The sequence below is a fragment of the Plantimonas leprariae genome (genome assembly GCF_008802405.1).
Taxonomy (GTDB): Bacteria; Pseudomonadota; Alphaproteobacteria; order Rhizobiales; family Rhizobiaceae; genus Plantimonas; species Plantimonas leprariae.
Genome location: NZ_VZDO01000003.1, coordinates 305,391 through 317,616, shown reverse-complemented (window position 1 = coordinate 317,616; position 12,226 = coordinate 305,391). Strand labels below are relative to the sequence as shown.

Below are 12,226 nucleotides of genomic sequence, written 5' to 3'. Positions count from 1 at the left end.
CGGCCGGCGGTCAGGCCGGGTATTCGTTGCGGAACTCGGCCGCCTTGCCGAAATCCGGATGGACGGTCGGGCCCTTCTGGCGGATCGCCTCGCGGAAGTGGAGGGCGACGGCCATGCCGTTCGCTTCCACCCTGACCGGCACCAGATAGGGATCGACGATCCGGTTCGCCCGGAAGTCCCCCTGCGCCTCGGCCAGCATCGCGTCCGCCGTGTCCTGCTCGTGCGCGACGCGCGCCGCGGCCGGGTCGCGGGTCCAGCCGCCGCCGTGGGCGAGGAACACGACGTCGCCTTCCAAGAGGTCGTTGGCCGACAGGACGACGGGCAGCGGCGGGCCCTTGCTCTTCGGCGTCGCCTTCGGTCCCGCCTTGATGTCCCGTGCCATGAGAAACGCCTTCGGAAACGCCGGAACGCGCCCGGCGGCCGAACCGCCGGACTTCGATAGGTTCTAAATAGCCGGGCGACCGGGCGGTTGCGCCGCAAGGTTTTTTCTCTTCAAGCCGCTTCGCGGAAGATTTTTGCGCGCGAGGGCTCGAAACTTCCGCATTTCAGAGGGTCGGAGCCGGCATGGTTGACCGACCGTTGCGGGCTTCGCTCAAAATGAGCTTCTGTAAGTATAAATCGGTAAACCAAAGTAATCGCGCATTCGACGAAAACGCATATCGCTAAAATTCGAACGTTTCCGGCACGGAGATCTTACAAGCTCACAGGCTATTCATTCCCTCGAAGCAAGCAACAACGCGCTGCTTCACAACAACGGGGAAAAGCAATGGTTTCGGTCAACAACAGCTACGTCGCCAACTACAACGTCCTGGCCAGCCTTCGCCAGATCAACAAGGAAATCGCGGACAACCAGACCCGGATCGCCACTGGTCTGAAAGTCGCCTCTGCCAAGGACAACGCCTCGGTGTTCGCCACGGCGCAGGGCATCCGGTCCGACCTCAAGGCCACGGACGCCATCAAGTCTGACCTCACCATCGCCAAGGGCCGGGCCGATGTAACGGCGGAAGCGCTCAACAAGATCACCGACGCCCTGACCAACATCCAGCAGCTTCTGAACGAGGCGACCGCTGGCGATGCCGGCAACGCGTCTCGGAACTCGCAGATCAAGGGCTATCAGGCGCAGATCAAGGCGCTCGTGAGCGGAGCATCCTTCAAGGGCGCGAACTGGCTGACGAGCGCAGCCGCGACGACCACGACGATCAAGCTCGGCAGCGACACCTCGGCCACGATGACCTTCGCACCGACGCAGATCCTCACCGCAGCGGGAACCGGCGGCAGCCTCTACAGCGCGACGGCCAAGAGCAGCGCGATCTCCATGTCGCTCGACACCGCCGCCACCGATCTTTCGGACATGAAGGACACGATCACCGCCGCGATCGCTACCGTTTCGAACTATGCGAACGAGATGAACGGCTTGTCGACCTCGCTGACGTCTCAGGGCGATTTCCTGAGCAAGATGGATGACATCCGCAAGTCGGCTCTCAGCGATCTCGTGGATGCCGACATGACCGAAGAGTCGGCGCGCAGCCAGGCGCTGCAGGTCAAGCAACAGCTTGCCTACGAAGCCCTCGCCATCCGCAACAACTCCGCTTCGAGCATCCTGCGCCTCTTCCAGTAAGGCGCAGCCCTCTCGCAGGCCGGCGGACCCATGACGCGGTCCCCGTCGCGAACATGATGTTCGACGGCCTGCTGCAAGCACCCCCGGCGCCCGCATGCGCCGGGGGTGTTTTCGTTCGGCGCGAAGACCCGCCGCGACGCCGCGCGAAAGCGCCCGAAATCCGCCGATCCGTCGAATCCGAACGGGTTTTCCACCGGATTCTTCAAGCCGGGGCGCGAGGATCGGGATCGAAACGGCGCGGGCCACGGTTCCCGCTCGCGCCACAACAGGAGGAGACCCGCATGGCCACGATCGTCCACGCCGCCGCTCCCGCAGCGCCGGTCCGGCTCGCGCCCCGCGCGGCGATGATCCTGTTTCCGCTCGCGCAGGCGGGCTCGGCCGCCAGCGCCGCCTGCGGCGGCCGCTGAGCCTGCCTGCCCTTCAGATCGGCTCGCCCCGGAGCAGGCGCGGCGAGGGGCCGCCGCTTCTTCCCGCCGCTTCCGCGATGAACCAGTTCTTCAACGGCGGCGCGCGGTCCACCAGCGACAGGCCGAAGGAGCGGATCGCCCGGAGGGCGAAGCTGTCGTTCGAGAACAGCCGGTTCAGGACGTCGGTGGTCGCCCCCATCCGCACCGTGTCGAAGCGCCGCCAGCGCGCGTAGGCGTCGAGCGTGTCGGCGGCGCCGATGTCGCGCCCGAGCCGCGCCGCCTCCACCACCACTTCCGCCAGCGCCGCCGCGTCCTTGAAGCCGAGGTTGAGCCCTTGGCCGGCGATCGGGTGGATGCCGTGCGCCGCATCGCCGGCCAGCGCCACGCGCCCATTGGCGAAATCGCGCGCGACGAGGAGGCCGAGCGGAAAGGCGCGGGGGGCATCCTCCACCTCGATCGCGCCGAGCTTGCGGCCGAACCGCCGCTCCAGCTCCACCGCGAACAGGAAGTCGTCGCCGGCGATCAGCCGCTCGGCGTCGCGGGTCGATTCCGTCCAGACGAGCGAGGAACGGTTGTTCTTCAGCGGCAGGATGGCGAAGGGCCCGGCGGGCAGGAAATGCTCCTCGGCGCGGCCGCCGTGCGGGCGCTCGTGTTTGACCGTGCAGACGATGGCGGACTGCCCGTAGCTCTTCTCCACCGTGCCGATGCCCGCCATCGCCCGGATGCGCGATTTCACGCCGTCCGCCGCGACGAGAAGCCGGGTCCGCACCGCGGCGCCGTCACTGAGCCGGACCCTCAGGGCTGCCGTCTCTTCCTCGATCCCGGTCACCGCCGCGCCCTGGCGGAGGGTGATGCCGAGCGCTTCCGCCCGCGCCCGCAGCGCCCCGTTCAGCGCGACGTTTGGCACCATGCGGGCGAAGGGCTCGCCCGGCGAGGCCCGGTCGCCGAAGGTGAGGAACACCGGCCTGACCACGTCGGCGGTACGGGAATCCGTCACGATCATCTCGGTGATCGCTTCCGCTTGCCCCTCGATCGCCGCCCAGACGCCGAGCCGCTCCAGCATGGCGGTCGCCGCGGCGGCGACGGCGCTCGCGCGCCCGTCCCGCCGCCAGACGCCCTGCGGGGCCGCGTCGACGACGAGGAGCCGCAGTTCCGGCGCGGCGTCGGCGATCGCGACCGCCGTAGAGAGGCCGACATAGCCGGCTCCCGCGACCATGACGTCGAACAGCTGCGAAGGGGCGTCGAGCGTCCCGGATGCCTGCGCCATGCTCACACGCCCGTTTCCGTGGTTTACCCGCGCTGACTTATGCAGGCGAGGGCGGCCTGACAATCCGCGCCCCCGCCGCCTCGGCGCTCAAACTTTGAGCAGGTGCACAAATTCGGGTCGCGCCATTGCCTCGGATCGCCGGGACGCAGGGCCTCGAAGCCCTGCGGGAGCGCTGGATTTCGCCCGCCCGGCCATCTGGCACGCGCCTTGAATGGGAGGCGGCAGTCGGCGTCCGGATCGCATCCGGGCGCGAGGGGCTGACCGGCGGCGGCCGCATGGGGTCCGCGCCTTCGATGTTGCGAGGTGGTGAATGAAGATCGTAATGGCCATCATCAAGCCGTTCAAGCTCGACGAGGTGCGGGAAGCCCTGACCTCGATTGGCATCCAGGGGCTCACCGTCACCGAGGTGAAGGGCTACGGGCGCCAGAAGGGCCACACCGAGATCTACCGCGGCACCGAATACGCCGTCAGCTTCCTGCCGAAGCTGAAGATCGAGGTGGCCGTGCCGGGCGACCTCGTCGACCGGGCGGTGGAAGCGATCACGACCTCGGCCAAGACCGGCCAGATCGGCGACGGCAAGATCTTCGTCTTCGGCATCGAGCAGGCCGTGCGCATCCGCACCGGCGAAACCGACGCCAACGCGCTCTAAGGGGACAGACACAAGATGAACTGGAAGAAACTGGGCTTTGCGGCCGGCCTCGTCGCCGGCCTGGCGGCGACCGCCGCCTTCGCGCAGGATACCGGCGTGGCGGGGGTCACGACCACGCCGCCGACGCCGCCCGCCGACGTCGTCGAGAAGGGCGACGTCGCCTGGATGATGATCTCCAGCGCGCTCGTCCTGTTCATGCTCGTGCCGGGCCTCGCGCTGTTCTACGGCGGGCTGGTGCGCGCCAAGAACATGCTGTCGGTGCTGATGCAGTGCACGGTGGTCGGCGCGGCGATCATGATCGTCTGGGTGCTCTACGGCTATTCCTTCGCCTTCGGTGGCGGCACCAGCGCCTTCTGGGGCGGGACGGCCAAGGTGTTCCTGGCCGGCGTGTCGAAGGAAACCACCGCCGCCACCTTCACCAAGGGCGTGGTGCTGCCGGAATACGTCTTCATCTGCTTCCAGATGACCTTCGCCGCGATCACGCCGGCGCTGATCATCGGGGCCTTCGCCGAGCGCATCAAATTCTCGGCGGTGGTGCTGTTCTGCATCCTCTGGGTCACCTTCGTGTACTTCCCGGTCGCCCACATGGTGTGGGACGCGGCCGGGCTGATCTTCACCGGCGCGCATGCCGGCGGGGTCGCCGCGATCGACTTCGCGGGCGGAACGGTGGTGCACATCAACGCCGGCATCGCCGCGCTCGTCGGCTGCCTGTTCGTCGGCCGGCGCACGGGCTTCGGTCGCGACAACATGGCCCCGCATTCCATGACGCTGACCATGGTCGGCGCGTCGATCCTGTGGGTGGGCTGGTTCGGCTTCAACGCCGGCTCCAACCTCGAGGCGACGGCCGGGGCGGCGCTGGCGATGATCAACACCTTCACGGCCACCGCCGGCGCGATCGTCGCCTGGTGCGTGATCGAGGCGGTGACGCGCGGCAAGGCCTCGATGCTCGGCGCCGCCTCCGGCATGATCGCCGGCCTCGTCGCGGTGACGCCGGCCTGCGGCACGATCGGGCCGGTCGGCGCCATCGTCCTCGGCGCGCTCGCCAGCCTCGTCTGCTACTTCTTCGTGACGGTGGTGAAGACGAGGCTCGGCTACGACGACTCGCTCGACGTCTTCGGCGTCCATGGCGTCGGCGGCATCCTCGGCGCGATCGGAACGGGCATCTTCACCTCGCCCTCGCTCGGCGGCACGGGCTACGCCGAGGGCGTGACGATGGGCGGGCAGGTGTTTTCGCAGATCATGGCCGTCCTGATCACGGTGGTCTGGTGCGGCGTGGTCTCGGCGGTGCTCTATAAGGTCGTCGACCTCGTCGTGGGCCTGCGCCCGACGGTGGAAGCCGAGCGCGAGGGGCTCGACCTCACCTCGCACGGCGAAGCCGCCTATCACGGCGCCGCCTGATCCGCGGCGCGGCTCGGGATCGCAAAGGGGCAGGCGGGCGACCGCCTGCCCCTTTTCCATGTTCGGCCGCCGCCGGTGGCGCAACGAATGCTTAGGGTTAAACGGGATTTAACCAGACCGGCTTAGGGTTTCGTCGAAAAGGTCCGGGCGGTTCTCCGTCCCGGCCGGGCGGGCTTTGTTGCAGGCAGGCAGACGATGGCGGTGACGGCGACGGTGCGAGGCGCGGCGGTGGTGCGGGGAGCGGAGCGGCGCGCCGCGCCGGCCCCGCTGGAGACGGCGGAAGCCCCGGGCTTCCTCAAGCGCCAGGGCCAGATCGCCGGCGGCGCGGCGCTGGTCGGGCTCGGCCTCTGGCTCGCCTTCGCCTTCGCCACCTGGAACGTCGCCGATCCGTCCTGGAGCCAGGCGAACGGCAACGCGGTAGCCAACTGGATGGGCGCGGCCGGCGCGGTCGCGGCCGACCTCGCGCTCCAGTGCTTCGGCCTCGCCGCCGCGCTGGTCGCGCTGCTGCCGCTCGTCTGGGGCGTGCTGCTCGCGCGCGGCCGGCCGACCGACCGGCTCGGGCGGCGCGCCTGGCTGGCGCTCGCCGGCGCGGTTCTCGCCGCCGCCGCGCTCGGCTGCGTGCCCGCCCCGGCCGGCTGGCCGCTGCCGATCGGCCTCGGCGGCGTCGCCGGCGACATCGTCCTGAAGCTCCCTGCCAGCGCCACCGGAGCCTATCCGTCCGGCGCGCTCGGCATCGCGCTCGCCCTGATGCTGAGCGCGCCCGCCGCCTGGCTGTTCCTGAACGGCGCGGGCCTCCTCGACCGCGCCGACCCCGCGGCCGCGGCCGCCCGGCGCGCCGCCGAAGCCGAGAGCGGCGACGACGAGGACGGCGACGGCCGTCTCGCGTTGGTCTTCGGCGCGATGGCCCACCTCGTCTATTCCGCCAAGGCGGCCTTCGCGCGCCGCCGCGCCGAATACGAATCGAAGCGCCGGGAGCCCGGCGAGTTCGCCGACCGCTTCCGCGATTGGCACGACGAGGCGGATGCCGCCCCGCGCCCCGTCGCCACCCCCGCCGCCCCCGCCTCGCCGCAGCGCGAGATCCGCGTCGCCGCGCCGTATCGCGGCGGGTTCGTCGACCCGCTCGGCGACGAAGGGGAAGCGCCCGAGAAGGATGCGCCCGACCGCTTCCAGTTCGACGCGCCGCCCGCCGCGCCGCGACGCGCGCCCGCTGCCGCCGCCTTCGAGCCGGCGAGCGAAGAGGCGGAGGACGACGATTTCGCCGGCGACGAGCCGCCCTTCGCGATGGACGAGCGCGAGTTCGCCCCGATCGGGCAGGACGAGGACGACGACCGCCTGGTGATGCGCGCCGACGACCGCGTGACCGACGCGCCGCGACCCGAGGAGGCTGCGGCCGGCGGCTGGTTTGGCGGCATCGCCGCCAACATCGTCGCCTTCCCCGGCAAGCGGAAAGGCAAGAGCGAACCGGAAGCGTCGCCGCGCGGTGGCGAGGGCTATCCCCGCGCCGCGGCGGCCCGCGCTCCTGCCGCACCCGCGCGGCCGGCGGCTCCCGAAGCGCCCGGCGCGGCCCGTGTCGTCGCTCCGGCCGGCAGCATCAAGCCGACCTCGGCGCAGTCGCTCCAACGCGCCGCCGTCGCCCATGCGCCGCTTCGTGAGGAAGCGCCGTTCGAGCTGCCGCCGCTCGACCTCCTGACCCCGCCGAAGGCGAAGCAGCGCGACGCGACGCTTTCCCCCGAAGCGCTGCAGGAGAATGCGCGCCTGCTCGAAGGCGTCCTCGACGACTTCTCGGTGAAGGGCGAGATCATCGAGGTGCGGCCCGGTCCGGTCGTCACGCTCTACGAGCTGGAGCCCGCACCCGGCATCAAGTCGAGCCGCGTCATCGGGCTCGCCGACGACATCGCCCGCTCGATGTCGGCGATCGCGGCGCGCGTCGCCGTCATTCCCGGCAAAAACGCCATCGGCATCGAACTGCCGAACACGCGGCGCGAGACCGTCTATTTCCGCGAGATGATCGCCTCCGAGACCTTCAGCGGCAACAAGGGCAAGCTGCCGCTCGCACTCGGCAAGACCATCGGTGGCGAGCCTGTGATCGCGGATCTGGCCAAGATGCCGCATCTCCTCGTCGCCGGCACCACCGGCTCCGGCAAGTCCGTGTCGATCAACACGATGATCCTGTCGCTGCTCTACCGGATGACGCCGGCCGAGTGCCGGATGATCATGATCGACCCGAAGATGCTGGAGCTCTCGATCTACGACGGCATCCCGCACCTGCTCGCCCCCGTCGTCACCGACCCGAAGAAGGCGGTGGTGGCGCTGAAGTGGACGGTCCGCGAGATGGAGGACCGCTACCGCAAGATGTCGAAGCTCGGCGTCAGGAACATCGACGGCTTCAACCAGCGCCTCCAGAGCGCGATGGAGAAGGGCGAGACGATCTCGCGCACGGTCCAGACCGGCTTCGACCGCGAGACCGGCGAGCCGGTGTTCGAGTCGGAGGAGTTCGACCTGTCGCCGCTCCCCTACATCGTGGTGGTCATCGACGAGATGGCCGACCTGATGATGGTCGCCGGCAAGGAGATCGAGGGCACCGTCCAGCGCCTGGCGCAGATGGCCAGAGCCGCCGGCATTCACGTGATCATGGCGACGCAGCGCCCCTCGGTCGACGTCATCACCGGTACGATCAAAGCGAACTTCCCGACCAGAATCTCCTTCCAGGTGACGTCGAAGATCGATTCCCGCACCATCCTGCAGGAGCAGGGCGCCGAGCAGCTCCTCGGCCAGGGCGACATGCTGTTCATGGCCGGCGGCGGGCGCATCCAGCGCGTCCACGGCCCCTTCGTCGCCGACGAGGAGGTGGAAGGCATCGTCCGGCACCTGAAGTCGCAGGGCGTGCCGGAATATTTGGACTCGATCCTCGAAGAGGAGGACGAGGACGGCGGCTCGGCGCCTTCGGGCAAGGCCGGCAAGGGCGGCGAGGCGGCCGGTGGCGGCGACGACCTGTCCAACATGGAGGAGTCGGCCGACCTCTACGATCAGGCGGTGGCGGTGGTGCTGCGTGACGGCAAGGCCTCGACCTCCTACGTGCAGCGCCGCCTCCAGATCGGCTACAACCGCGCCGCCTCGATCATCGAGCGGATGGAACGCGAAGGCATCGTCGGCCCCGCCAACCATGCCGGCAAGCGCGAGATCCTGGTGCCGACCGAAGAGGACCGGATGTAGTCGCCGGGCCCGCGGACTCTCCCCTCTCTCCCGATTCGGGAGAGGGGTGCCCCGATGGGTTGGGTGAGGGCGCCGCGACCTCTTTCCGCCGCCCTATTGCGGCCGGAAGGATGCGTCACCACTGATGGGATCGGACGGCAAGCCTCGCACCATGCGCGGGGCCTAGGTTCTCGGCCTTGCTCCGTCCGGCCCGGAACAGAGGAAGCGATGACCCCCAGCACCACTCTCGGCCGCCTCGCCGCCGCAGCCCTCGCGGCCGGCGTGCTTCTCGGCTCCGCCTCGCTGCCCGGCCGCGCCGCAGCGCAGGCGACCGATACTGCCGCGGCGCAGGCCGTCGCCGACCATTTCTCCTCCATCCGCTCGATGAGCGGCGATTTCGTCCAGTTCGACGACAAGGGCCGGCAGACGGAAGGCAAGTTCTTCATCGAGCGGCCGGGCAAGATCCGCTTCGACTATGCCGGCACGCCGGTGCGTGTCATCGCCGACGGCGCCAACGTCGCGGTGAACAACCGGAAGCTCAACACCTGGGACCTCTATCCCCTGTCGAAGACGCCGATGAAGCTCCTGCTCGACAACCGGATCGACCTGTCGAGCGCCAACATCCAGGACGTGAAGCAGGAGGCCGACCTCACCACGATCGTCATGGGTGACAAGTCGATCTTCGGCTCCTCCCGCATCACAATGATGTTTGACCCGAAGACCTACGACCTCCGGCAGTGGACGATCCGCGACGGGCAGGGCCGCGACACGACGGTGATGATCGCCAACGTCAAGACCGGCGCCTCCGCGCAGGATTCGATGTTCAAGATTCCCTACACCGCGATCAGCCAGGGCCAGACCGGCAACAGGAAGTAAGGGCGAACGGCGGGTGGACGCGCCCGGCGCGAGCTTCGACGCCGCGCGCGCCCGCGCCTTCGTCCTCGCTCAGACGGCGGTGCTGCCCGTTCCCCACGTGCCGGAAATCCGCCTCCATCAGGCCGACGAGGCGCACGACCTCTGGCTGCGGACGGAGGAGGAACTCGCCGCGATCGGCATCGAGCCGCCGTTCTGGGCCTTCGCTTGGGCGGGCGGCCAGGCGCTGGCGCGCTACGTCCTCGACCATCCCGAAACCGTCCTTGGCGCGGAGGTCCTGGATTTCGCCTCCGGCTCCGGCCTCGTGGCCTGCGCCGCGGCGATGGCGGGCGCGGCCCACGTGCTCGCGGTCGACGTCGATCCCTTCGCGGGCGAGGCGATGCGGCTGAACGCCGAACTGAACGGCGTCGCGCTCGGCGTCCTCGTCGCGGACCTCGTCGGCACCGGGATCGGGGCGGAGGTGGTGCTCGCCGGCGACGTGTTCTTCGACCGTGGCATGGCGACGACGGTCGCGCCCTGGCTCGCGCGGCTGGCGGGCGAGGGGCGGACCGTCCTCGTCGGCGATCCCGGCCGCGCCTACCTGCCGAAAAGTAGGCTGGAACACCTCGCCACCTACGAGGTGCCGGTGACACGCGCGCTGGAAGACGCCGAGATCAAGCACACCAGCGTCTGGTGCTGGCGGGGGTGACCGTGCCGGCCCGAACCAGGCTCGCTTTCCGCTAGGTTTCGATCCTTCCGAAGCGTTGGAGGACGTTTACCGGCCTCCCCGAACCGGTCGCGCCGAGGTTTGGCGACAACCCCGCACGTCATCGGTCGCAAGCCGTTCTGGACGTCCTGGGCAGCGAACAGCCGACGGGAACGCCTACTTCGCGATCAGAGCGCGTTTGCGGCCTGCTCCGTCGCCCCTGGTCTCGCCCGGCATCCGATTGACGGAGCGGCCGGCGCACGGGGGCTTGGCGGCAGCCGATGCCTCGCGCCGATCTACGGCGCCAAGCCTCCTGCGATCAACGACGCGTATACGGTGATGGCGTCCGCGTCGCCCAGCAGCCCGCGAACCATCGCTGCCGACAAGGCCTCGCCGGATCCGACAAGCCCGATGCAGCGTCGCTCCAGTTCCCGATCCGGAAACGTGTCGAACGGTTCGAGCACGGCGACGAACATCTCAACCGACCGATCCAGAAGCGTCTGATAGATCGCCTTCTGATCGCTTCCTGCCAAGGCCGCGCCGACGACGTGGAACTCGCCGGTCATGTCTGATGCGCAGCGAAGATAGGCCGAAGCCAGCAAGCCGATCGTTTCCTCTCGCGTGCGCTCGCCAACGGCCATCGCGTCGCGGAAGGCACGAATCCGTTCGGCGTCGATCCATTCGTAGAGCGCAATCAGCAGCGCCGATCGCGTCTGGAAGTGGTCGTATACGACAGGCTTCGAGATCTTCGCCCGCACGGCGAGCTGACCGAGCGTCAAACGATCCGCACCCTCGTCGCGCACGATCGCGAGCGCCGTGGCGAGCAACTGACGTCGCCGGTCTGCCTTCGGCAGCCGGCGCTGGGGCGCCGCGGTCCGGTCGCGTTCTTCGGGACGCATCGCTTCTCCGTTGCAAACCTACTTATGGTAGGTCACCGCATAACCTACCATAAGTAGCTTATTACACGCGAGTGGAGGATATCCAATGCCCAACCACGCCATTCTGCTGATGGGCGGTTCGGGGGCGATCGGCACGCTCACGGCCAAAGCCCTGCGCGCCGGGCACCCCGAACAGCCGTTGCTCATCGGCGGCCGCGACCTCGTCAAGGCGGAAGCGGCGGCGCGCGAGATCGGACACGCTGAGGGCGTTGCGATCGATCCGACAGCCGACGACCTCGGGCTCGGGAAGCGATCGGTCGGCGCCGTGGCCGTCCTTTACGGCGACGCCCGTCTTGCCAGCCTGCGCTTTGCCCATGCGCGCGGCATTCCCCATCTCGGCATATCGTCGGGCGTCTACGAGATCGCGCCCGAGATCGCGACCTTCATGCACAAGCCGGCAAGCGCCGCCATCGTCCTGGGCTATGAATGGCTGGTCGGTGCGACCACGGTCGCGACGCTCGCCGCGGTGGCGGCATTCGAGCGCGTCGACGACATCGCGATCGGCGCCCTAGTCGATGGGCAGGATACCGGTGGACCGGCGGTTGCGGAGGATTTCGAGCGGCTGTCGAGAATGATGCCCGCGGCGCTCGCGCGGCGCAAAGGGGCGTGGGTATGGCGTCAAGGCGACGACGCCAGGACAACCTTCCCCGCGATCGACGGTACCGACATGGTCGCATCCGGCTTCTCCTCCATCGACGTGACGGGCCTTGCCGCGGAGACCGGTGCGGGGAACGTGCGGTTCGATATCGCGACCGGCCTCAGTTCGACCCGCCGTCGCGGCGGAGCGAAGTCAACGGAGATCATCATCCGATTGGAGGGCGTCGATCGCCACGGAAGCCCGCTGCGAACGCGGCACGCGGTCTTTCATCCCGGCGGCGCAGCGCCACTGACGGCGATCGGCGTCAGCATGATCCTGGAGCGTTTGGCCGGATTGGACGGAGCGCCACCGACACCTGCCGGACTGTATTTCCCCTATCAGGTGCTCGACCATGCCGCCTATCTGTCTCGGCTGCGCAGCGAGGGCGGCGATCTCGTCCGGCTCGATCCCGCATAGCTTGTACCCGCCCGCGGTCCGCAAACCCTCGACGCAGACTTCGACACGGCACATTGTGCCGCAACTTGGTCGTTTGCCGGACAGTTTGCTGCAATCCAGCAAATGGCAGAATCCTGCAAGAACGCTCCAGGAAGCGGACCGACCG

General features: G+C 68.9%; 11 protein-coding genes. 8 read left to right on the top strand and 3 right to left on the bottom strand.

All coding sequences use genetic code 11. The features are described from left to right. Positions 1 to 10: 10 nt before the first annotated feature. Entirely contained in the window at positions 11 to 382 is a 372-nt protein-coding gene (locus F6X38_RS06130) for a DUF2849 domain-containing protein (RefSeq protein ID WP_150968715.1), read from the bottom strand. A 384-nt stretch (positions 383 to 766) separates the two neighbouring features. Between F6X38_RS06130 and F6X38_RS06125 the strand changes: the two genes are divergently transcribed. After that, positions 767 to 1,618, top strand: a complete 852-nt coding sequence (locus F6X38_RS06125) for a flagellin N-terminal helical domain-containing protein (protein ID WP_150968714.1) — start codon at positions 767 to 769, stop codon at positions 1,616 to 1,618. Positions 1,619 to 1,899: 281 nt separating this feature from the next. Next, positions 1,900 to 2,025, top strand: a complete 126-nt coding sequence (locus F6X38_RS24085) for a hypothetical protein (RefSeq protein WP_281353052.1) — start codon at positions 1,900 to 1,902, stop codon at positions 2,023 to 2,025. Between the two features lie 13 nt (positions 2,026 to 2,038). Here the strand turns inward: F6X38_RS24085 and F6X38_RS06120 are convergent, their stop codons facing one another. Beyond that, a complete protein-coding gene (locus tag F6X38_RS06120; protein WP_150968713.1) occupies positions 2,039 to 3,292 on the bottom strand; it encodes a ubiquinone biosynthesis hydroxylase in 1,254 nt (417 codons plus the stop codon). 310 nt (positions 3,293 to 3,602) lie between these two features. On the opposite strand from F6X38_RS06120, the gene F6X38_RS06115 reads away from it, so the two are divergent. The 5 genes from F6X38_RS06115 to F6X38_RS06095 all read left to right on the top strand — a co-directional run bounded on the left by F6X38_RS06115 (position 3,603) and on the right by F6X38_RS06095 (position 10,092). Next, positions 3,603 to 3,941 carry a P-II family nitrogen regulator gene (locus F6X38_RS06115; protein WP_150968712.1) on the top strand — a complete coding sequence of 113 codons (339 nt, stop codon included), beginning with the start codon at positions 3,603 to 3,605 and terminating at the stop codon, positions 3,939 to 3,941. Between the two features lie 15 nt (positions 3,942 to 3,956). After that, positions 3,957 to 5,339: an ammonium transporter gene (locus tag F6X38_RS06110; RefSeq protein ID WP_150968711.1), complete on the top strand. Its 1,383-nt coding sequence runs from the start codon at positions 3,957 to 3,959 to the stop codon at positions 5,337 to 5,339. A gap of 195 nt (positions 5,340 to 5,534) precedes the next feature. Further along, positions 5,535 to 8,552, top strand: coding sequence for an FtsK/SpoIIIE family DNA translocase (locus F6X38_RS06105; protein WP_150968710.1), 3,018 nt, complete (start codon positions 5,535 to 5,537; stop codon positions 8,550 to 8,552). Positions 8,553 to 8,759: 207 nt separating this feature from the next. Further along, positions 8,760 to 9,407: an outer-membrane lipoprotein carrier protein LolA gene (locus F6X38_RS06100; RefSeq protein WP_150968709.1), complete on the top strand. Its 648-nt coding sequence runs from the start codon at positions 8,760 to 8,762 to the stop codon at positions 9,405 to 9,407. Between the two features lie 13 nt (positions 9,408 to 9,420). Further along, positions 9,421 to 10,092 carry a class I SAM-dependent methyltransferase gene (locus tag F6X38_RS06095; RefSeq protein WP_150968708.1) on the top strand — a complete coding sequence of 224 codons (672 nt, stop codon included), beginning with the start codon at positions 9,421 to 9,423 and terminating at the stop codon, positions 10,090 to 10,092. Between the two features lie 293 nt (positions 10,093 to 10,385). Here the strand turns inward: F6X38_RS06095 and F6X38_RS06090 are convergent, their stop codons facing one another. Next, on the bottom strand, positions 10,386 to 10,988 hold the full coding sequence (locus F6X38_RS06090) for a TetR/AcrR family transcriptional regulator (RefSeq protein WP_202617939.1): 603 nt from the start codon (positions 10,986 to 10,988) through the stop codon (positions 10,386 to 10,388). A gap of 85 nt (positions 10,989 to 11,073) precedes the next feature. On the opposite strand from F6X38_RS06090, the gene F6X38_RS06085 reads away from it, so the two are divergent. Continuing rightward, a complete protein-coding gene (locus F6X38_RS06085; RefSeq protein ID WP_150968707.1) occupies positions 11,074 to 12,081 on the top strand; it encodes an NAD(P)-dependent oxidoreductase in 1,008 nt (335 codons plus the stop codon). Positions 12,082 to 12,226: the final 145 nt, after the last annotated feature.